The organism is Robertmurraya sp. DFI.2.37, from assembly GCF_029211245.1.
Classification (GTDB): Bacteria; Bacillota; Bacilli; order Bacillales; family Cytobacillaceae; genus Robertmurraya; species Robertmurraya methanolica_A.
Genome location: NZ_JARGEJ010000076.1, coordinates 1 through 17,807, shown reverse-complemented (window position 1 = coordinate 17,807; position 17,807 = coordinate 1). Strand labels below are relative to the sequence as shown.

The following is a 17,807-nucleotide window of genomic DNA, read 5'->3' as shown; positions in this document are numbered from 1 at the left end:
AGGAATATCAGCTATGACAAGTTGAGCTCTAGGAATGTTGTATCTTTTAAAGTTTTGAAAATGGTCATGATGCAATTCGCATTTTATATTCATAGTTCCCCTCCTAACCTAGTAAACTTAATAATTCTTTTGTTTATTCTTTTGCATTGAGAAAATCGCAATAGCCTTGACACTCTTCTGTGCTTTTAAAGAACGTGTCATAATTATTAAGATCTTCATATTTAAGCCCTTCGTGATAAATTGTTTTAGCAAAAGTAGAGTAATCAAAAGACGCATAGTCATCATTATCTTTAAACACATACCAAGCCTTTAACTTCTTGCCGTCCTGATCCATTTCAAATGATTTGCAAATGTATTCACGTGGAGAGTAAACAGTTTTACCTTTTTTACATTGACAATCTTCATATGCTTCTCTACCTAGTGGTGTTGTGTATTTGATTCTTCTATTTCTATCACATGTGTCACACTTAGGAGGAAATACTGTTTTGCTATAAGCTCGATACATAATTACTTCAAAATCTTTCATTAGTTCTGATAGGCGTTCTCTTCTTACCTGAGATTTTAGATTACTTTTTTCAAAGTCAAGTTCCCGTTTTTTTTGATCATATTCAGCCTTAATCTGTTTGAAGTTAGCTTTTACTTCTTGCAGTTCTGCATTTTCTTTTCTAAGACGTTCCATTTCAGAAAGAAACTCTTCCTTGACTGAAACTGATAAGCTTTCTTTAAATTCCTCAACTTTCAAATCAAATTCACTTGGTTCATAATAAAAATCCTCATCGTAATAACTCATTTTTCAACCCTCCATTTTTTATGAAACATAATACAAATCCAGTTGATTAAAACTTGAAATCTTTTTCCCATTCTTTTTCTTTTTTCTTTGCATATAACCGCACAATCATGAATGGAATGATTTTCAGTAGATACAACCCAATCGCAACAAAAATAAAAATTTTGTAATTAACATTAACATCTAGTCCAGTATCTAAAATCCAAGCAATTACCCATCCTGTTCCAGCATATAATGCGCCAAGCCCTGTAAACATTAGGGCAACCAAAATCCATATAATAAAAGTTTTCAATTTAATCCCTCCGAATTTAGTGAATATGGTACAAATCGAATTAACTCTCCCTCTTTAGTTCCGAAAATCTTTGTCTATACCCCTGAAATAGCAACCGAAAATCATTTAACCCCGTATCTCGCCCCTTAGCGATCGTTTGCTGAATCACCTTGCCACCACTTGTGGTATCGTTTGGATCATGCCAAAGGAACTCTACAACATCAGCATCTTGCTCTATGGATCCTGACTCTTTTAAATGGGAGAGTTGAGGCTTAGATGCCGTTTCGAATGTTCGTGACATTTGGGATAAAAGAATGATGCAACAATCTAAATCCATTGCAATCCGTTTGGCTTCACCCGTCACATTTCCGATAGCCGTTGCCCTAGACTCGCCCTTCTTCTGTGGAATACGCATTATCTGTAGGTAGTCAATGGCAATGACAGCAATTCGACCGTGCTTCTTTTTAATTTGCTTAGCTGTCGCCTTAACCTCATCAATAGTGACCCCGGCTGAGTCTTGAACATATAAAGGCAAATCCTCAAAGGCTTCATAAGCAATCAATATTTTGTCCATATCCTTTGAATCCAAGTTTTTGTGTTTAATCCTCTGATAAGAAATCCCTGTTGCATTAGATAACCATCTATCAATCACTTGCTCCCTACTCATTTCCTGCGAAAACAGCAATACCGCACCTTTATTTTGCATAGCCACACCTTGTAACCTTTGTAAGAGTAAAGCTGTTTTACCAACTGATGGACGACCAGCCGAGATAAAAAGCCATTTTCGCCATAAACCTTTAGCCCAAGCGTCAAACTGTTCAAATCCTGTCGGGATATATTGAGCAGGAGTTTTCAAATGCTTAAAATAATCCTGTCTCATTTCAGCAAATGTTTTCATCTTGGCATTATCTTGAGGTCTCATTTCAGAGACTAAGTTTTCAATATATGAAAAGAACTCTTCGTCGCTGTCGTAATCGTCTCTGGACATTCCCTTGATGATATCCGCAGTGTTTTTCATTCTCCGTTCCATCGCTTTGGATCGAATGATCCTCGCATAATACTCCACGTTGGCAGTAGTTGGACAAGATGCTGCTAGGTTAGACAAATAATTAACTCCGCCAATATTTTTGACCCCTCCGAACCGTTCGAAGGCTTCAGTAACAGTGATGATATCTACAGGATTCCCACGCTTTTCTAGGAATCTCATAACTTTATAAATTTGTTGATGTCGTACGCTTGAAAAGTCTCTATCCTCAAGAAAAACAATGTCATCCAAAACATTCGAGTCCAAGAACACTGCACCTAGAACAGATTGCTCAGCAGCTAGTTCTTCAGCTCCAGTCGAATGCATCAGGATCACCGCCACTTTCAACCCACTTTGTAAAGGCAATATCTTTATCTCGGCTATCCTTAATAACTTCTCTCATAGGCTTTACAGGTTTTTTCGTAGCGTTCATCTTGATAGCAAGTTCTCCGAATTTCTCTCTAAGCTTCTTAGCAGATAGGACATTGGTTTTCCAAAAATCGTCCTTTGTCACCCAATCCATAACATCTTTTGCAAGGTACTTGTCCACTCCATCAATCTCAATGAGCTTTCGAAAATCATCTGCCCAGGACTGTAAATTCGCTTTTCTGATCAAATGTTCCACGCCTGCCTCTTTGGCTACATTTGAGACAAGACCATGAAAGTAAATTGCCATCTTGAAATAGGTGTTATCCTCGCTATATTTCTGTTTTTTCGCCTTTTTGGGCTTTTCAACTTTCTTAGGCAGCTCTGGTTCCGGTGAGCTCACAGGTTGCTCTTGCCACTCTTCATAATTTTTGTTAAAGCTCAATATCCTTCCCCTCCTTTTACCAATCCCAACGACTGTCACAATTTTTCTATCAATGAGACAATCTAATTCTCGATCTACATGGCTTTTCGTGGTGTTGACTTTTTCCGCGATCATAGCAAGTGGTAATTCATGTGCTTTTCTGCGGAATCCGTATGTAAAGCGCCATATGACCATAACGATTCTTAATTGTGTGCCATTGAGATTGGTCTTTGTAATTTGCTCTAAAATCTCGTTGGCAATCCTTGTATGGCCGTTTTTAAGTTGTGGACTTGCCATCACGAGACCTCCAATCTAGTTTGCTTTTTGCTCTTTTAGCGCCTCAATGGCTTTGCATGATGCTTTTAGTGCTGTTGACAACATTTCTACAAAAAATGTTAGCTTTTCGATTTCTTTATTTTTCGGCTCGATTTTCTTAGTGAGTTCCATGACAAGATCTTCCGCACGTTTGGCTTTCTCGCTTTCTTTATCAAGTAAGGAAAGGTAATGGTTCTCTAGGTCGTTCCATTCCTTTTCGGTGTATATCTTTTCATTCTCGATTTCAATAGCATTTTCTCTTGGAATTATTGCTCCGCTATGTTCGCCTTCAATAATTTGATAAGGTGCATTAAACTGAAATGGAATCGAAGGAAGAATTCTAGCTTCAAATTCTTCTCCTTTTCCGATATAACCTTTGCTTCCACGCAACACTTTAATTGTCTTTATTTTCATGGTCACACCACCTCGATATCATAATGTTCTCCTGCTTTGAACCCTTTCTTAAACAACGCCTTTTTCACCGTCATTTCAGCAAGCTTAGGCATGTTATTTGAGCTTGATAAGTGTGTTAGGTATATTCGCTCTCCGTGACCTGTTACAAGCCTAGAAAGCGCCTCTGCGGTTTGCATATTACTTAAATGTCCGTTATCTGATAGAATCCTAGCTTTGACATTGTTAGGATAATCAGATACCTCAACCATGTTTGGCTCGTGGTTGGCTTCAATGATGTATATAGAAGAAAACTCCATAGCAGAAATCATTTCATCATCAACATGTCCAGTGTCTAAACAAATGGAGCAACGATTACCCTGATAGTCATAAACTGAGTATCCAAGTGGCTCATAAGCGTCATGGTGAGTATTAAAGGCTTCGATGTAGAATACATCTTTAAAATCGATTCCCTTGCCTGCCTTTACGATTCTTTTTAGATGATCCTCAACCACTTGGATGTCCTTCCATTCTCCCTCTGAAGCAAACACCGGAATGTTGTATTTGTTTGCTAATGGCAAGCCTTTAATGTGATCGCCATGAGCATGGGTTATAAAAATAGCTCGGACATTCATTGGCTGGACTCCAATTTCGACAAGTCGTTTATCTATCTTTGTTTTCGCGATACCAGCATCAACTAGAATAGTAGAGTTGCCCGAGGTCAAGGCTATGCAATTGCCACCTGACCCCGAAGCTAAGATATCTACTTTCATAAATGCTCGCCCTCATTGTCAGCAATCATCATGGCGTAGTTTGCGATGTTGGTACAACGGATGGTTATTTCATGTTTATCTTTATCCGCCTTACTAAGAGCATGATTTAATTTATTTGCATTAATTCGTAGATGTCTTTGAAGGTATTCAAAATCCGTTTCCTTCCAACCACCCTTATTTTCATTAGCTTCTAACTGTTTTTCCATATCATAGGAAAACTCCCGAACTACTTTTCTAGGCATTGGATACGGATCCATTTGCTGGACGAAATTAGCAATCTTATTACCTAGTTCCCATACTTCCACGCAATCTCTGTCCATTCCCATTCTTAAAGCAATCAAAGTATCATCATCATTTCTGTAAGTTTCAAGCAAAAGACTAGATTCAAATGCTTCTCTAGCTTCTTGTACAAAATCTAAATGTCGTTTAGTTATCTGAGTCATTTAAATCACTCCAACTCGTCGCCATTTTGCATTTCTTTCATATCGATTTCCATTTGAATCATGTCAAGCAATCCTGTTAGTTCAGCAATGGAAGGATTCTCACCCATCTTAGGTGCGTTCTGAGCGATATAAGCAGCTACTTGTTCCTTACCAACAACACCGAGCTCTTTTAGCTTTTTCGTGATTTTGGTACGGATGGATTTAATTTGTTTTTCTTCTTCGGTTGGCTCATTTGTTGGTGGAGCATCGATGATAGGTTGATTTGGAGTAATATCCTTACGCTCCTTATTAGGTTGATACTCTGGAACACCATTGCTTTCTGCTGTAGTTTCCATTCCCTCAACCACTACATCAGCGATATCGTATTGACCTTTTATTGCTCTTGTCCCTACATGTTTTTTGAACATATCTGGGTCAACGTCTCCGTTATCTTGCTTCCAGAACTTCCCGTTAATCTTGATCCACTTTTGAACTTCGGAGACATCCATAAATACTACATAGTTGCTTCGTCCTTCGCGTTTAGCAATTGCATATGCTCCAAGGACTTTCCCACGTGGGAATCTAGGTTTATGTTTAACGCCAATCATTTCACCTTCTTCATTTACAATCACGTCAAAATCCTCAATTTCGTTTTCACATACCACCTGAGTAAAAACACCTTGATACCCTTCCGATTTTTGAGCAAGGGATTTTAAACCTTCATAAGAAACTCGAATATCCATCTTCCCTCCATATACAATTGGGAAAGCATGTTTTAATGATGGATCAAGCCCCATTCGGTTACACTGATACATAAAAAGATTGAACTGAGGAATAGTCAGGTCTTTGCCAACAGTTTCCTTCATTGTCATTAATTCATTAACGCCGAAATCTCCAATTTGATGTAACTCATTTAACTCGGCATTCTGACTTGTAGTAATTTGATTTTTTGACATGTTATTTATCCTCCCTAGTACCTTGAATTTTTATCGAATTGGACTGATATTGATGGAGACCATTCATTATTCAATCGTTCCATCGTGCTATCGATCATTGATTTTGTGAAAGCTTCAACACTGCGCTCGCTTGATAACTGCTTTTTCAATTCAGTTTTAAGTGCTTCACGGTTTTCTTGGATGATTTCTAATGCCATTTCCTTGCAAACTTCTGTCACAGTGCTATGGACGTAGTAATCAATAAGATTGAATTTATTGTCACTGGAATAACTACTAACCTTTCCGTTCTTATCTACTTTGGTCATTAACATCGTTTTAATAGCTGTATGGACCAATTTGTCTTTAGCTCCGAGAGCTTCAACAATGCTTGATTTAACAACATTGCTTACAATTTCACCGATATATTTTTCGTCAATTTTTAGGTCAAGACCCATAATGTTATTGCTCATTTTTATTCCTCCTATTGTTCCGGAATGATTTTTGTAGTGCCTGTTTCTCTGTGAACTAGATGCAATTCACTATTAATCTTCTTATAAATTAGCCATTTCTCAGGACTTAGACCTACAGCAAGCATTAACTTCTTTTGGTTGCGAGTGGGACGTTTGCCTTGTTTCATGAGATTACACCTTCTTTGTGATATTTTTTCTTTGCTTTCAAATACACTGCGTGCGCTTTTTGTTTACTGCTAAATCTACCTAAATTAATAACTTTTTTATTTATACTGATTTGCGCTCGCCACTTATTAGAAGACTCATCCCATGAAACACCTCTAAATCCACTTTTGTTTGTTTTTAATGGTTTAAGGCTGTTTTGGATGTTTGCTCGCTGTTTAACGGCCCTCAAATTTACTCTGCGATTATCAAGGGTGTCGTGATTTATGTGGTCTATTACAAAACCACAAGGTTCACCCATTAGCCATCTATGGAGCTTTATCCCTCTTCGTTTTCCTTTCGAAATATATAAATTTCCATAAACATAGAACTTTCCTGATTTCGGATCCCTTAACGCATACCAAGTTCCTTTATATTCGTTAGCTTTTTGAAAATCCTGAAGGTCAATCACCGTCTCTAAAATCTCGCCATTTTTTCTTTTTAGAAAAATCACAACATTGTTTTCAAAAATTCTGTAGTTATTCTTCATTCGAAATAATCAACTCGCTACCTTTAACGACTGTTGAAGTGATTAATTGAGCATTGGGCTTTTTAAATGAAGTTATCGATTCGGCATTATCGATTATTATTGGAACAGTTATGTTGCTTTGTTTTGAAAGCACTTGACCCAGTTCTAGACCGCAACGAATTTTCTCTGCTGTTGATAATTTCCTGTAAGGCTTGCCGTCCTTCTCAATTTCAAATGTGTTCTTAAGCTCGCCATTCTTCTGCTCTTCAAAGAGTCGAATAGAAAGAGAATCGAATAGGGCTTGTACTTTTTCAGCCAGTAATTCAGCTTCTTTGGCTTTAAATGCCTTAATGGAGTCGATAATGAAAATGGAATCGTTTAGGCTGTTAAGGGTTTCTTGCTCTGTTTTTTCGGCTTCTGCCACCTGTTCTTGCAATCTAGTAAACTGTGAATATGCATTAATGGCTTCACGTAACGGCTGACCTTTTTCATCGATGGCACGAATCTCTTCACGAAGTTCTGATACGTCAATAAAATCAAGTTCAGCAAGCTTTTCTTTCAGTTCATTACGTTGTTTAATGAGAGCACTATGACCCTCCTTGTATTCAGCTATACGCTTTTCTTTATCCGCCTTTACAGCTTCAACGGACTTTTCATCTAATGGCTGTTTACATGTTCTGCACGTATCTTCAATCACTTCGTTTTTGAGGAATGGCCATCTTTCCTTAGACATGGCTATTTGGTCTTGAATGGCTTTTGACTTGTTAAGGACTGAATAGTATTCTTGGTTCTTTTCAACTGCGCTATCGAGCAATGCTTCTTTCTCACGCACTTGTTTATCTACCTGAGCGAGTTCTGCTTTGAGTGATTCAAGTGGAGTGTTTACTTTCGGCAATTGGTCTAATTGTTCTTTAAGTGTCTTGGTGCGACTTTGTGCAGCAATATAAGCCTTGTCCATCTTGGTCTTGTTTTCTCGATGTATTTTTTCAATGTCTGAAAGACTATGTTTTTTAAGTAAAGCTCCAAGCTTTTCGGACTGTAAATCTGGGAGCTTTTTAAGCACCTCTTTGTTTGCAGGAGCTGATACGTATTGCATAACTAAAGCTCTCTGCTTCTCCCAGTGGAGTGTGAAAAAATAGTTAGGTACTAACTGAGACATTAAGAGCTCCTTATCCCCCAGTTGCTCAACCACTTCGTTAAATTCTCCTGCCTTACTTGGCACTTCATTGATATAATAAGAGGTCTTGCCTTTCTTTAATCCCCGACCTAATAACAGGTCCTTGCCATCAACATTTAATAAAAGTGAAACCAATGTCTCATCTGCATCGTAAGTAATCGGTGTCGGATCTAACTTGCCACCTAGTACATCTGTGCCGTACAATACATAGCAAGGAGCTTCAACGATTGTTGATTTTCCAACAGCGTTGTCACCGGTGATATCTGTTCGCTCGCCAAAGTTAACAGTGATATCCTGGTGACTTTTAAAATTCTTAAGAACTAATTGCTTGAAAATAATGTTCAAAACATTCCCTCCTATTCATTTACTGAGTGACTATACTCAATTTCTTTTGTTCCACAAAATGGGCAAAGCACTGGTTCCTCGCCATCCTTTACCGCGAATCCATGATCCTTAGGACAAACATAAACATCCAGATTCATGGTTTTCGCCTCGCTTTCTTGACCATACCCACAGTGAGGACAACCGTGGTCAAACTGCTCATCTGCCAACACTTGAAAACCTTTGTGACATTTAGGACAACGCAATGTTGCGGTTTCCAAACCCATCACCCCTACAGTTCGGCTAGTTCTTTTTCTAGTCGAGATATTTCACGATTGATGGCTTCAAGTGCATGTTTCTGAATATCTGTTACTAACTCGTAACCATAAAAGGAGACTCCGGTATTCATAGATATGAATTTCACACATTCGCTTCCTAAAATCTTTTCAGCAGATTTGGTTAAATCATCAATACGGTTAACAAGTTTTCTAGCCTTACTAGCACGTTCCTCCATGTACTCAAGAGTTTTTAAATCCATCTGATTCATCCCTTTCTTTTTGCGGCTTGCTGTAAAATGATGATGCGATCCTTTAACGGCAATTTTAAAAATCTACTAATCTTCATTTTTCTCACCTCCCTCAATGTCTTTGCCTGACTCATGCCAAGCAGAAGTTAGGATATAGACAATGAACATTAAGCAATATACCGGAAATGCTTCCATTAAGCCGACGCTCCTTCACGGTTTAAGAGCTTATCTGCGACTCTTAGGGCATCCTCTAAGTTATTGGTTAAAGAGAGATATTGTGGCATAGTTAAGTTTTTCAACCCATGTTTTTCTTTATAGTGATTGAGTCTTGCTTTTAAATTCGTACGATAAGCGGTATTAAAAGCACCTCTGAAATCTCTCCATCCTTGAGCAAAGGTCAATCCTTTTTGTTGAGAGTATTTCTTGACCATGTTATTTAACCTTTGCTGTAAATCCCCGATTAAATCAACTCTATCTATGTTGTCTAGTCGATGATTTACTACTTCTAATTGTTTGCTTTGCTGTTCGACTTTTGCTTTTAACTCTTTAACGCTTTGAGCCTGCATGATAATAAGGTCCTCAATAGATTGCGGCTGCTGTTGTCGGTAACGTTTTTCTACCTCAATGAAGTATTTGCGGATTGCTCTGCCCATTTCGTTATTTTGTACCATTGCTATTTCTTTGGCGGTATCAAGAGTAAGTAAATATTCATTAGATGGCCTTCCTGAGGTTTTACTCAAAAATGAGTAAAAGTCTTCTCCAACAACAAAACCGTAATTTTCTAGTTGACGATTAATCCAATCATTAAAACGAGTATTAACCATCAACTTTTCATGAAGCTCTCTTGCGTTAACCAATTTCTCTCCTGCTTCATTTTCATAAACTGGTAACATTTCATTTGCAACAACTCTGAGATTATTCATGCTCAACTTCCTCTGGTAAGACCTGTTGCAACGCTTTAATTATTTGCTTCACTTCATCAACGGATGGATAAACTTCGACAACATCTTTTTCGTTGTAAAACTTATTACTTTCAGTTGATTTTTCCTCATCAAATACAAAATTGTTTAAGCGTATAGTAACCAAGCCAGAGTCACCGTCACTCTCCAAACTCAAGCCTGTGTCTTCCAAAATTAGATTGATAGTTTTAATCATGTTTCTCTCTCCCTTCAAGTTTTAGAACCAAATTCGTTCATCAAATTTCGCACATTGAGTAAAAAGGAAAGCCATCTAGGCTTTAGATAATTTTGCTTTTATTTGTTCTGCATGTTCTGGACACACATCACAATTTGCCCAAATATTAATTGCACATTTACGACAAAGTTTTTTATCACACGTTTCAGTTAACTCTTGAAAATCAATACTATTTACTATTCCGGTTCCTTCTGCATAGTCACAAAGTCGAGTGTGTTCTCTTTCATTGCAAATTTCACAAAGAATATTTTCTGTCATATGATTTCTTCACCCTTGCGTACAACCCCGCCAATAAAGGCCAACCTTCTTTAGTTTTTTGGCCTATACATTGTTCGATGGTAACTGCCATATATTCGTTTCCGTTTCTAACCTCGACAACATACGACTCATCTAATTGGATTTCGGTATTGTCAGACTGCAACAAGCTAACCTTGAGCCCTTCTACAACCAGCGTTCCGGTTTGATATCCATCTACACGATCGATGGTTTCTTTTATGTGTTCTGATAGCGAAAACATTATTTTTCCTCCTCACAATCGATTGATATTTCTCCAATAGTTAAGTTAATGAACTTAATTTCTCTCCCATATTTTTTGGACAAGATTCTTTCGATAATTGGCTTTAATTCTTTTACTTTTTCTTCCGTTAATTCAAAACCGGGTAATCCCTTCATAAGTTTTCACCTCAATGCACTATATGCAGAGTGGACAGATAGACAAATCTGCCAATTTTTCTACTTTAGGTAGCAGATTCACCTCCTTCATATCTACTTAAAGTAGAATCATCATTAAAAAAAATAAAGTCATAACTAAACTGCAGAATTTCACTAAGTTTTTTAGCATCACCAATTGTAACTTCATCAGGACATTTTTCCATCTTACTGTAAGTATGAACATGCACACCCAACTTTTCAGCGACCTCTTTTTGCGTAAGACCTTTTAACAATCTAGCCTGACGTAAAGTGATATTCATGTTTCTCACCTCGCTTAATTTGTTTTACAAATTCATATTAATCTACTTAAAGTAGAATGTCAACAACACCAAGAACATTTTTACATCATATTTTTCTACAAAATTCTACAAAAAGAAGAAATGACTCTACTTTTTATTGATTATATTCTACTTAAGGTATATAATTAACTATATGATTTAGTTCGGAGGTAACGGAAATGAGTATTGGAGAAAACATAAAAAAATTAAGAGAATTACATAACTTATCTCAAAAAGAATTAGGAGAAATCGCTGGAGTTTCTGATAAAGCTGTATCAACATGGGAGAAAAATGAAAAATCTCCTAGGATGGGAGCTATTCAAAAAATTGCCGACCATTTTGGAATATTAAAAAGTGACATTATCGAAAATAAGAATATTGTTTCAACTATTAATGAGCCTCAACAAACCTATGGATCTGATTCAGTTCCAATGCCTTTATTAGGCTCTATTGCAGCTGGTGTACCCATTGAAATGATTCCAGTAAAAGAAATGATTAATGTGCCAAGAGAGATTGCTGACATGTATCCTGATGCATTTTTAGTAAAAGTATCAGGAGATAGCATGAATAAAGTTATTCCTTCTGGAGCTCTTGCCTTAATAGACCCAACGGAAGAAATCAAAAATGGAGACATTGCGGCTGTATCAGTTAATGGATACGATGCTACGCTTAAAAGATTTTATAAATTCCAAGACGGGATAACCTTAGAACCGGAAAGTTATAACCCCAACATCACGACTCAGTTTTTCAGTTCCAAAGAACAGGAGTACAACCCCATTCATTTAAAAGGAAAATTAGTTTGGTATATGGCCCCTCTCGACATTAAATTCTAGGAGGAAAACTGAATGAAATGTATTGCCTACGTTAGAGTATCCACGGAAGAACAAGCGAAACATGGATACTCTATCGCAGCTCAAACAGAAAAATTAGAGGCTTATTGTGTTTCTCAAAGCTGGGATCTAGTCGAAACAGTAGTTGACGATGGATACTCAGCCAAAGATATGGATCGCCCTTATTTTCAAAAAATGATTAATCGAATCAAACAAGGTGGTATTGATGTACTGTTAGTCTATCGTCTGGATCGATTAACAAGGTCTGTTCTAGATTTGTATAATATTCTCCAGATTTTAGATGACCACAATTGTAAGTTTAAAAGCGCAACAGAAGTTTATGATACTACTAATGCAATGGGGAGATTATTCATAACTCTTGTGGCAGCTATCGCTCAGTGGGAACGTGAGAACTTAGCAGAGCGAGTAAAGATGGGAATTGAAAAAAAGGTAAAACTCGGAAAATGGAAGGGCGGTACTCCTCCTTATGGATATAATTACGAAAATGATTTGCTTACCATTAATGAAGATGAGGAACCCGTAGTTAAAAAGATTTTTAAACTGGCCAAACAACTAGGATTTTACACAATAGCAAAGATGCTAACTGAATTAGGGTATCCTACAAAAAAAGGCGGAGATTGGCACGTAGACACTGTAAGGGATATTGCGAATAACCCCGTTTACGCTGGGTATGTCACAAACAACACAAAGGAAGAGTCTAAAAAACCACCAAGAGAGCAAAATTTATATGAGGGCATCCATCCTAGGATTATTCCAAGAGAAGATTTTTGGGCTCTCCAAGATGAATTAGATAAACGCAGAACTTTCGGCGGAAAAAGGGAGACTAGCAACTACTACTTTTCATCAATCCTCAAATGTGCAAGGTGCGGATCGTCTATGTCCGGTCACAAAGGTTCAAATGGAATTAACACATATCGATGTTCAGGTAAAAAAGCGGGGAAGAAATGTACAAGTCATATCATCTCTGAAAAGAACCTTACTCAAAACATATTAACCTCACTTGATAGATTAATCAAAGGTTCAATCAAATCTAGCAATACATCTTTAAGAAATATTAGTGAACTTGAAAAAGAATTAAAATCTATACAAAGACTAATTGATAAACAAAAAACTATGTTTAAAAAGGATATCATTGATATAGATGAATTAATTTCTGAGACGGATGCACTAAGAGTACAGGAGAAGAAAATAGCTAAAGAATTAAATGCTTATTATCAATCTAGAAATTCTAATCAAGATGATTTAAACTATGTTATCGAAAATATTGACGCTCTATGGGAAGCTGCAGACGATCATGATAAGAAAGAATTAATGACTCGTTTATTTAAACAAATAGTTGTTGATACTAAAGACGAATATAAGCGTGGAACAGGAAAGGCTAGAGAAATCATTATTGTTTCAGCCTCAGCTAAATAAAGTGTCTTTTGTAGGTAACAGTACTATTATACCCACAAAAGACACACAATTTACAACTCATAAAAAGACTTAATATCACAAGGGAGTTTCTCACACAAACTGAGGAACTCTCTTTTTCTTTTTTCGCTCATTGTAAATATACAAAGCTTAGGTTGCTGTCCGAACCGGTTCTTAATTTCTTGCCACATCTCTTTATACTTTTGTATTTTCTTCCTATTATCCTGCATACTTCTGGTATTATCAATCTCGACAAGATGAATATAACCATCACGACTAAATACAGAGTCAGAAATGATTGTTTTTTTCTTGGTGATACTCATACCCTTAATCTGTATGCCAAAGCTAAATTCAGGCTCCTGTGTAATCTCAATGGTATATTCTCTTTTCCAATCACTTGGACAACCATAATATATATAGGCTTCATTGCTGAGTAGCATGTGGTCAAATAGGACAGATTTCTTTATCTCCCTTTCAGATCCAATCAATTGGCGTCCTTCCTTATTCAAGTAAACGATCTTCTGCTGGGAGCGTACAACATTCAAATACTCTTCCAGCTGCGATACCACCCTGCATGTGTGACGATACGATCCTAACCTCAAAATCTCATGCAGCTGTTTAACGCTCACTACCCCCAACCTATCTATAATCGATAATATCTGCTCTATCTTCTCTAATTTCATCAAGATAACCTCCAATCATTTTATCTGAGATATATGGGCATTGGATCTCATGAGACTGCGCTAATTTATAGATCGCCCTTCCTGGTATTGGCTCTAATACCTCTGCCCCTGTTTCGTCTAAAATCACTCTGCTACCGGTTCCGTCCGCAATCCGAAAAGCTAATCTTGCCACCATGTTCATTTTTACTTGCATAGGCACGGCTTCTCGAGTCGGATATTGAGTTGCCATAATTAAACGATACCCTAAGCCTCCACCAATACGAGCAATCTCTCCCAAATAAATCTGAGTTAGCTCGGCATATTTTTTAAACTCTTTACCCACTAATTTAGGCGATAGTTCTGCAGATTCGTCCACAATGATAAATGTCCTTTCCTTGATAGGTGTCTCAGTGATATTCGTCCAGCCATTTTGGCGATATCGATCCTCATCGACCTTTATTAGTTTATAGACATAATCAAGCGCCTTACACGCTTCTAGGAGGTCTGATGCCACGGTTAATACTTGTGGTAGGTTTTGATATTTAGAAAACTCTAGACCGCCTTTGAGGTCCAGAATAATAAAACGTATATGTTTAGGATTAGATAGAAGCAACGAAGCAAAAATACTCTTTAATGCTACGGTCTTTCCGAACCTTGTGGTCCCACCTACTAATAGATGTGGATAATGCTCGAAGTTATGATACATGACTTTACGTTTTTTCCCGATCGGTACAAGCCAGCTGCCTTTATACAGATGCTTCTTATTAAACTCCCAATTAGCAAGTCTTTTATTGGGGATAAGCGCGGCAGTTGTGACAAGCACAGGCGGGATAAACCACTCTAGCATTGCGTCACTCTCCTTGTCATTGTGGTGGTCAGTCTCATGGTCATCGAGTCTCTATGTCAGTGACCATGACTGATTTTGATGTAATGATATTTTGTTTTAAGTTTTTAATGTCACTTATGGAGCAACTAAGTGGCTCACTGCGAGTTTTAAAAAAATAGCTTACTCAGATGTTGGAGTAGATACAGCATCCCTCCATATTTAGTAATCTCTAAAGCTATCTTTATAGCATCCTCATTTACCTTAATACCATAAGCATCTAATATTGTTACTACACACAAACTCCCGCCAGCCACGCCAATCGCTACCATGCCAAATGTAATTGGGTCCAATCTGATCACCTCGCTTTGTCACTGTCTAGTACAGTGTATGGGCGATTAACTTGTCTCATTAACATTTTTGTTAACTTTTTTATTCAAAATTTTTAACAGGAGTTATCAAAAATATATAGAATGCTTATACATAAGTAGGTGAAGACATATGTTTAATAATAGGATTACATACTGGGCCGAGAAAAAAGGCATCAAACACAAGCACTTGGCACAGGAATGTGAGGTGTCGATCCAAACCTTTTCGAGGTGGGCTAATAATAAAACTCAGCCAGATTTGAAACAATCTGCTATTATTGCTCGTAGACTAGGAGTATCTTTGGATGATTTAGTCCTTTGGGAAGAAAAAGAATAAAGATTCATAAGGGGGAAATAATTTTGGATTTATTACTATTTATTTTAGGAATGCTTTTATTTGTAGGTTCATTGGTCTATCTTGTAATAGCGCTAATCAAAAAGACGTTAGCTAAAAAGAGATTCTTCACACTTATAGCATCAGGGGTTGTTTTAATGTTAGTTGGACTGTTTATGACAAGTCCTGAAACAGAAAATGCTGAAAGAGAACCAGCGGAAAAAGCCACACAGATTAATTCAAAAACAGAGGGATTTAAAAAAGAACCTGAACTGACCGAAGAAGAAAAATCAGAACTTGAAAAAGCAGAGGATGAAGCAATAGCAAAAGAAGAAAGTATTCCTAGAGAACATAAATCTGCTTTAACAAAAGCTGAACAATACGCTAAAACTATGTACATGTCAAAGTCAGGAATCTATGATCAACTAGTATCAGAATATGGGGAGAACTTTCCTCCTGACGCTGCTCAATATGCAATTGACAACATCGAATGGGACTGGAAAGAAAACGCACTAAAAAAAGCTGAACAGTATGCCGAGACTATGAGCATGTCTAATCAAGCTATTTATGACCAGTTAATTTCAGAACACGGAGAAAAATTCGCTCCTGAAGAAGCTCAGTACGCGATTGACAATTTAGAATAAGTCCATAAGAATTTTAACCGTCTCTTATTGAGACGGTTTTTTGTACCTGATTAGCTTATCTCCACTTTCATAATATCAATAAATTTTACTTTTTCTGTATTGTACCCTACCTCTAAATGCATCTTGATAACGCATCACGACTATTGCTTATTTGCAAAATGTGACACACATCCTTTGCGACAAACCAAGGTTCGTTATTTTGGATGACCATACGCAAATCTTGACCTTTGAAATTAAAAATGCGTTGTAGTTCGTTCATTAAATCGCCTCCTGTTCAAAATAATTGGTGTTCTTTTCAACCCAATTGGTGTTTCTCTCGATCCATTTCATTAACATGTGAGTTGGGATTTTTACACCAAATTCACGGATAACTGGAAAGTCTGGGCGTCTCATTAACTCTGACATTGTTGTTGAACCGCATCTAAGAACATTCATTGCCTCTTCCCTTGTCAGTACTAAAGGCAAATTATTTTGAATAGATAGTTTGTTATTGAGTTTTTCATATGCTAAAGTCGCTATTTTTTCAGCGAGTTGCTCAATCATTTCGTCGTCAAAGTTCATGGTGAACATTTATGTTCCTCCTTTCATATGGCTTGGTTTTATGCATTATTTGCACTATTATTTGTAAAAAAAATGGTCCAATCAAACCCTAAATGATGACCAAGTTGCTTAGCAACCTTAACACTTGGAATTAAGCCGTTCTCAATCTTTGTATAATAGGACCGGTCAATACCTATTTCATCAGCAATGTCTTGATGAGAGTATCCAAGCAATTTTCTTCGTTGTAATAATGTTTCGTTTTTCATTTGTTCACCACCTTATTGTGCGATTTATACACTTATATAATGTGAATTTTTATCACAGTCAATAGTTTTTTTAACTTTTTGCGCATATATTATATTGTGCATATTTTTCACTTATAATAGATGTATTATAATAGACAGGGGAAATAAAAAATGAAATATGGAGATAGATTAAAAAAGTTGAGAGAAAATAAGAAGTTATCTCAACAACAATTAGCAGATATATTAAAGATTAATCGTTCGACTTACGCTCGTTATGAGTTAAGTCAGACTCAACCAGATTTTGAAATTTTAAAGTCAATAGCAGATTATTATGAAGTTACAATTGACTATATTTTAGGTCATAAGTCAGAAATTGTTGAATTAGAGTATTATAAAAATAAAATTGCAACTGAATTTCCTGACATTGACTTAATGTTTAAAGATATGGAATCATTAACAGCCGAGGATATGAAGGAAGTTTATGAGTATATAAAATTTAAAAAGAGTCAAAGGAATTAAAGGGGGGATTGAAATGGATAATAAAAAGCAAAAAATATGTCCTATTTGCAATAAGAAATTAACGTTCTTGAAACAAACATTAAAAGACGGTGTTAAAGTTTGCTCGAATCACGTTGTAATTGAAGCAGGACTTTTATTGAAAGAAACAATAGAGCAATCCACTGTTGAAGATATTAAAGAAAGAATTGAGTTAGTTAAAGCAGCTAATGAAGAATCCCAAAAAGAAGTTGAAAATGGATTTTCTACAGAATCAACACCAGGAAATCGCGGTGCTGGTTTAAACAATATTTTGACATCTGTTTTAACAGATAATAAAGGTACTATTCATATACATTCAAATAAGGGTATAATAGA

Annotated in this window: 31 protein-coding genes and 1 pseudogene; 6 read left to right on the top strand and 26 right to left on the bottom strand. The window is 36.7% G+C overall.

Annotation, left to right across the window (positions count from 1 at the left end):
- Positions 1-133: 133 nt before the first annotated feature.
- The 20 genes from PZE06_RS23390 to PZE06_RS23300 all read right to left on the bottom strand — a co-directional run bounded on the left by PZE06_RS23390 (position 134) and on the right by PZE06_RS23300 (position 11,036).
- Positions 134-790 (bottom strand): hypothetical protein, encoded by a 657-nt coding sequence (locus PZE06_RS23390; protein WP_151026058.1) that lies wholly within the window; start codon positions 788-790, stop codon positions 134-136.
- A gap of 46 nt (positions 791-836) precedes the next feature.
- Positions 837-1,079 carry a hypothetical protein gene (locus PZE06_RS23385; protein WP_151026059.1) on the bottom strand — a complete coding sequence of 81 codons (243 nt, stop codon included), beginning with the start codon at positions 1,077-1,079 and terminating at the stop codon, positions 837-839.
- Between the two features lie 40 nt (positions 1,080-1,119).
- Positions 1,120-2,424: a replicative DNA helicase gene (locus tag PZE06_RS23380; RefSeq protein ID WP_225310803.1), complete on the bottom strand. Its 1,305-nt coding sequence runs from the start codon at positions 2,422-2,424 to the stop codon at positions 1,120-1,122.
- Complete coding sequence (locus tag PZE06_RS23375; RefSeq protein WP_151026060.1) at positions 2,390-3,169, bottom strand: replication protein; 780 nt, start codon at positions 3,167-3,169, stop codon at positions 2,390-2,392. Before PZE06_RS23375 ends, PZE06_RS23380 begins: the two co-directional genes overlap by 35 nt.
- Positions 3,170-3,184: 15 nt before the next feature.
- Entirely contained in the window at positions 3,185-3,601 is a 417-nt protein-coding gene (locus tag PZE06_RS23370; RefSeq protein WP_151026061.1) for a hypothetical protein, read from the bottom strand.
- Positions 3,602-3,603: 2 nt separating this feature from the next.
- A complete protein-coding gene (locus tag PZE06_RS23365; protein ID WP_151026062.1) occupies positions 3,604-4,350 on the bottom strand; it encodes an MBL fold metallo-hydrolase in 747 nt (248 codons plus the stop codon).
- Complete coding sequence (locus PZE06_RS23360; RefSeq protein ID WP_151026063.1) at positions 4,347-4,793, bottom strand: hypothetical protein; 447 nt, start codon at positions 4,791-4,793, stop codon at positions 4,347-4,349. The genes PZE06_RS23365 and PZE06_RS23360 overlap by 4 nt, the downstream gene beginning before the upstream one ends.
- 5 nt (positions 4,794-4,798) lie before the next feature.
- Positions 4,799-5,728, bottom strand: a complete 930-nt coding sequence (locus PZE06_RS23355; RefSeq protein ID WP_151026064.1) for a RecT family recombinase — start codon at positions 5,726-5,728, stop codon at positions 4,799-4,801.
- 14 nt (positions 5,729-5,742) lie between these two features.
- Positions 5,743-6,177 carry a hypothetical protein gene (locus PZE06_RS23350; RefSeq protein WP_151026065.1) on the bottom strand — a complete coding sequence of 145 codons (435 nt, stop codon included), beginning with the start codon at positions 6,175-6,177 and terminating at the stop codon, positions 5,743-5,745.
- A gap of 11 nt (positions 6,178-6,188) precedes the next feature.
- Positions 6,189-6,302 carry a DUF6906 family protein gene (locus PZE06_RS32150; RefSeq protein ID WP_483314083.1) on the bottom strand — a complete coding sequence of 38 codons (114 nt, stop codon included), beginning with the start codon at positions 6,300-6,302 and terminating at the stop codon, positions 6,189-6,191.
- A 38-nt stretch (positions 6,303-6,340) separates the two neighbouring features.
- Entirely contained in the window at positions 6,341-6,868 is a 528-nt protein-coding gene (locus tag PZE06_RS23345) for an HNH endonuclease (RefSeq protein WP_151026066.1), read from the bottom strand.
- Positions 6,858-8,369, bottom strand: coding sequence for an AAA family ATPase (locus PZE06_RS23340; protein WP_191963569.1), 1,512 nt, complete (start codon positions 8,367-8,369; stop codon positions 6,858-6,860). Before PZE06_RS23340 ends, PZE06_RS23345 begins: the two co-directional genes overlap by 11 nt.
- A gap of 11 nt (positions 8,370-8,380) precedes the next feature.
- On the bottom strand, positions 8,381-8,626 hold the full coding sequence (locus PZE06_RS23335; RefSeq protein ID WP_151026067.1) for a hypothetical protein: 246 nt from the start codon (positions 8,624-8,626) through the stop codon (positions 8,381-8,383).
- Positions 8,627-8,637: 11 nt separating this feature from the next.
- Positions 8,638-8,883, bottom strand: coding sequence for a hypothetical protein (locus PZE06_RS23330; protein WP_151026068.1), 246 nt, complete (start codon positions 8,881-8,883; stop codon positions 8,638-8,640).
- Positions 8,884-9,065: 182 nt separating this feature from the next.
- Entirely contained in the window at positions 9,066-9,794 is a 729-nt protein-coding gene (locus tag PZE06_RS29675; protein ID WP_151026069.1) for an antA/AntB antirepressor family protein, read from the bottom strand.
- The gene (locus PZE06_RS23320; RefSeq protein ID WP_151026070.1) at positions 9,787-10,026 is read right to left on the bottom strand and encodes a hypothetical protein; all 240 of its coding nucleotides are present in this window, start codon (positions 10,024-10,026) and stop codon (positions 9,787-9,789) included. Before PZE06_RS23320 ends, PZE06_RS29675 begins: the two co-directional genes overlap by 8 nt.
- Positions 10,027-10,101: 75 nt before the next feature.
- The gene (locus tag PZE06_RS23315; RefSeq protein WP_151026071.1) at positions 10,102-10,323 is read right to left on the bottom strand and encodes a hypothetical protein; all 222 of its coding nucleotides are present in this window, start codon (positions 10,321-10,323) and stop codon (positions 10,102-10,104) included.
- On the bottom strand, positions 10,301-10,582 hold the full coding sequence (locus PZE06_RS23310) for a hypothetical protein (protein ID WP_151026072.1): 282 nt from the start codon (positions 10,580-10,582) through the stop codon (positions 10,301-10,303). The genes PZE06_RS23315 and PZE06_RS23310 overlap by 23 nt, the downstream gene beginning before the upstream one ends.
- The gene (locus PZE06_RS23305; RefSeq protein ID WP_191963570.1) at positions 10,582-10,737 is read right to left on the bottom strand and encodes a hypothetical protein; all 156 of its coding nucleotides are present in this window, start codon (positions 10,735-10,737) and stop codon (positions 10,582-10,584) included. Before PZE06_RS23305 ends, PZE06_RS23310 begins: the two co-directional genes overlap by 1 nt.
- Positions 10,738-10,802: 65 nt before the next feature.
- Positions 10,803-11,036: a helix-turn-helix transcriptional regulator gene (locus PZE06_RS23300; protein WP_151026073.1), complete on the bottom strand. Its 234-nt coding sequence runs from the start codon at positions 11,034-11,036 to the stop codon at positions 10,803-10,805.
- Between the two features lie 197 nt (positions 11,037-11,233).
- Between PZE06_RS23300 and PZE06_RS23295 the strand changes: the two genes are divergently transcribed.
- Together PZE06_RS23295 and PZE06_RS23290 are read left to right on the top strand one after the other, a co-directional pair.
- On the top strand, positions 11,234-11,887 hold the full coding sequence (locus PZE06_RS23295; protein ID WP_151026074.1) for a LexA family protein: 654 nt from the start codon (positions 11,234-11,236) through the stop codon (positions 11,885-11,887).
- A gap of 12 nt (positions 11,888-11,899) precedes the next feature.
- A complete protein-coding gene (locus PZE06_RS23290) occupies positions 11,900-13,321 on the top strand; it encodes a recombinase family protein (RefSeq protein ID WP_275792066.1) in 1,422 nt (473 codons plus the stop codon).
- A gap of 50 nt (positions 13,322-13,371) precedes the next feature.
- On the opposite strand, the gene PZE06_RS23285 is transcribed toward PZE06_RS23290, so the two are convergent.
- The 3 genes from PZE06_RS23285 to PZE06_RS23275 form a co-directional block, all read right to left on the bottom strand.
- On the bottom strand, positions 13,372-14,001 hold the full coding sequence (locus PZE06_RS23285) for a replication-relaxation family protein (RefSeq protein ID WP_150914681.1): 630 nt from the start codon (positions 13,999-14,001) through the stop codon (positions 13,372-13,374).
- On the bottom strand, positions 13,958-14,827 hold the full coding sequence (locus PZE06_RS23280) for an FtsK/SpoIIIE domain-containing protein (RefSeq protein ID WP_150914682.1): 870 nt from the start codon (positions 14,825-14,827) through the stop codon (positions 13,958-13,960). Before PZE06_RS23280 ends, PZE06_RS23285 begins: the two co-directional genes overlap by 44 nt.
- Before the next feature lie 146 nt (positions 14,828-14,973).
- Positions 14,974-15,156: a hypothetical protein gene (locus PZE06_RS23275; protein WP_095306744.1), complete on the bottom strand. Its 183-nt coding sequence runs from the start codon at positions 15,154-15,156 to the stop codon at positions 14,974-14,976.
- A gap of 148 nt (positions 15,157-15,304) precedes the next feature.
- On the opposite strand from PZE06_RS23275, the gene PZE06_RS23270 reads away from it, so the two are divergent.
- Positions 15,305-15,508, top strand: a complete 204-nt coding sequence (locus PZE06_RS23270; RefSeq protein ID WP_150914683.1) for a helix-turn-helix transcriptional regulator — start codon at positions 15,305-15,307, stop codon at positions 15,506-15,508.
- Between the two features lie 23 nt (positions 15,509-15,531).
- Positions 15,532-16,149: an Ltp family lipoprotein gene (locus PZE06_RS23265; RefSeq protein ID WP_225310603.1), complete on the top strand. Its 618-nt coding sequence runs from the start codon at positions 15,532-15,534 to the stop codon at positions 16,147-16,149.
- A 112-nt stretch (positions 16,150-16,261) separates the two neighbouring features.
- Here the strand turns inward: PZE06_RS23265 and PZE06_RS23260 are convergent, their stop codons facing one another.
- Genes PZE06_RS23260 through PZE06_RS23250 form a run of 3 tightly spaced genes read right to left on the bottom strand, consistent with a single transcriptional unit; the run spans position 16,262 to position 16,955 of the window.
- The gene (locus tag PZE06_RS23260) at positions 16,262-16,408 is read right to left on the bottom strand and encodes a BRO-N domain-containing protein (protein WP_150914684.1); all 147 of its coding nucleotides are present in this window, start codon (positions 16,406-16,408) and stop codon (positions 16,262-16,264) included.
- Positions 16,408-16,719, bottom strand: a complete 312-nt coding sequence (locus PZE06_RS23255; protein ID WP_150914685.1) for a hypothetical protein — start codon at positions 16,717-16,719, stop codon at positions 16,408-16,410. The genes PZE06_RS23260 and PZE06_RS23255 overlap by 1 nt, the downstream gene beginning before the upstream one ends.
- Before the next feature lie 29 nt (positions 16,720-16,748).
- The gene (locus tag PZE06_RS23250) at positions 16,749-16,955 is read right to left on the bottom strand and encodes a helix-turn-helix transcriptional regulator (protein ID WP_150914686.1); all 207 of its coding nucleotides are present in this window, start codon (positions 16,953-16,955) and stop codon (positions 16,749-16,751) included.
- 150 nt (positions 16,956-17,105) lie between these two features.
- Here PZE06_RS23250 and PZE06_RS23245 point away from each other — a divergent pair, with 150 nt between their 5' ends.
- Both PZE06_RS23245 and PZE06_RS23240 read left to right on the top strand, forming a co-directional pair.
- A complete protein-coding gene (locus PZE06_RS23245) occupies positions 17,106-17,453 on the top strand; it encodes a helix-turn-helix domain-containing protein (protein WP_150914687.1) in 348 nt (115 codons plus the stop codon).
- A 13-nt stretch (positions 17,454-17,466) separates the two neighbouring features.
- Positions 17,467-17,807: pseudogene (locus tag PZE06_RS23240) on the top strand (hypothetical protein); the annotation flags it as partial.

Bases quoted from the DNA above. Each gene is read 5' to 3' on its own strand.
- PZE06_RS23270 (WP_150914683.1), top strand. From the start codon at position 15,305: ATGTTTAATAATAGGATTACATACTGGGCCGAGAAAAAAGGCATCAAA.
- PZE06_RS23310 (WP_151026072.1), bottom strand. From the start codon at position 10,582: ATGTTTTCGCTATCAGAACACATAAAAGAAACCATCGATCGTGTAGAT.
- PZE06_RS23305 (WP_191963570.1), bottom strand. From the start codon at position 10,737: ATGAAGGGATTACCCGGTTTTGAATTAACGGAAGAAAAAGTAAAAGAA.
- PZE06_RS23245 (WP_150914687.1), top strand. From the start codon at position 17,106: ATGAAATATGGAGATAGATTAAAAAAGTTGAGAGAAAATAAGAAGTTA.
- PZE06_RS23280 (WP_150914682.1), bottom strand. From the start codon at position 14,827: ATGCTAGAGTGGTTTATCCCGCCTGTGCTTGTCACAACTGCCGCGCTT.
- PZE06_RS23295 (WP_151026074.1), top strand. From the start codon at position 11,234: ATGAGTATTGGAGAAAACATAAAAAAATTAAGAGAATTACATAACTTA.
- PZE06_RS23345 (WP_151026066.1), bottom strand. From the start codon at position 6,868: ATGAAGAATAACTACAGAATTTTTGAAAACAATGTTGTGATTTTTCTA.
- PZE06_RS23255 (WP_150914685.1), bottom strand. From the start codon at position 16,719: ATGTTCACCATGAACTTTGACGACGAAATGATTGAGCAACTCGCTGAA.
- PZE06_RS23355 (WP_151026064.1), bottom strand. From the start codon at position 5,728: ATGTCAAAAAATCAAATTACTACAAGTCAGAATGCCGAGTTAAATGAG.
- PZE06_RS23360 (WP_151026063.1), bottom strand. From the start codon at position 4,793: ATGACTCAGATAACTAAACGACATTTAGATTTTGTACAAGAAGCTAGA.
- PZE06_RS23370 (WP_151026061.1), bottom strand. From the start codon at position 3,601: ATGAAAATAAAGACAATTAAAGTGTTGCGTGGAAGCAAAGGTTATATC.
- PZE06_RS29675 (WP_151026069.1), bottom strand. From the start codon at position 9,794: ATGAATAATCTCAGAGTTGTTGCAAATGAAATGTTACCAGTTTATGAA.
- PZE06_RS23260 (WP_150914684.1), bottom strand. From the start codon at position 16,408: ATGAACGAACTACAACGCATTTTTAATTTCAAAGGTCAAGATTTGCGT.
- PZE06_RS23375 (WP_151026060.1), bottom strand. From the start codon at position 3,169: ATGGCAAGTCCACAACTTAAAAACGGCCATACAAGGATTGCCAACGAG.
- PZE06_RS23290 (WP_275792066.1), top strand. From the start codon at position 11,900: ATGAAATGTATTGCCTACGTTAGAGTATCCACGGAAGAACAAGCGAAA.
- PZE06_RS23315 (WP_151026071.1), bottom strand. From the start codon at position 10,323: ATGACAGAAAATATTCTTTGTGAAATTTGCAATGAAAGAGAACACACT.
- PZE06_RS23365 (WP_151026062.1), bottom strand. From the start codon at position 4,350: ATGAAAGTAGATATCTTAGCTTCGGGGTCAGGTGGCAATTGCATAGCC.
- PZE06_RS23390 (WP_151026058.1), bottom strand. From the start codon at position 790: ATGAGTTATTACGATGAGGATTTTTATTATGAACCAAGTGAATTTGAT.
- PZE06_RS32150 (WP_483314083.1), bottom strand. From the start codon at position 6,302: ATGCTTGCTGTAGGTCTAAGTCCTGAGAAATGGCTAATTTATAAGAAG.
- PZE06_RS23350 (WP_151026065.1), bottom strand. From the start codon at position 6,177: ATGAGCAATAACATTATGGGTCTTGACCTAAAAATTGACGAAAAATAT.
- PZE06_RS23285 (WP_150914681.1), bottom strand. From the start codon at position 14,001: ATGAAATTAGAGAAGATAGAGCAGATATTATCGATTATAGATAGGTTG.
- PZE06_RS23320 (WP_151026070.1), bottom strand. From the start codon at position 10,026: ATGATTAAAACTATCAATCTAATTTTGGAAGACACAGGCTTGAGTTTG.
- PZE06_RS23330 (WP_151026068.1), bottom strand. From the start codon at position 8,883: ATGGATTTAAAAACTCTTGAGTACATGGAGGAACGTGCTAGTAAGGCT.
- PZE06_RS23300 (WP_151026073.1), bottom strand. From the start codon at position 11,036: ATGAATATCACTTTACGTCAGGCTAGATTGTTAAAAGGTCTTACGCAA.
- PZE06_RS23250 (WP_150914686.1), bottom strand. From the start codon at position 16,955: ATGAAAAACGAAACATTATTACAACGAAGAAAATTGCTTGGATACTCT.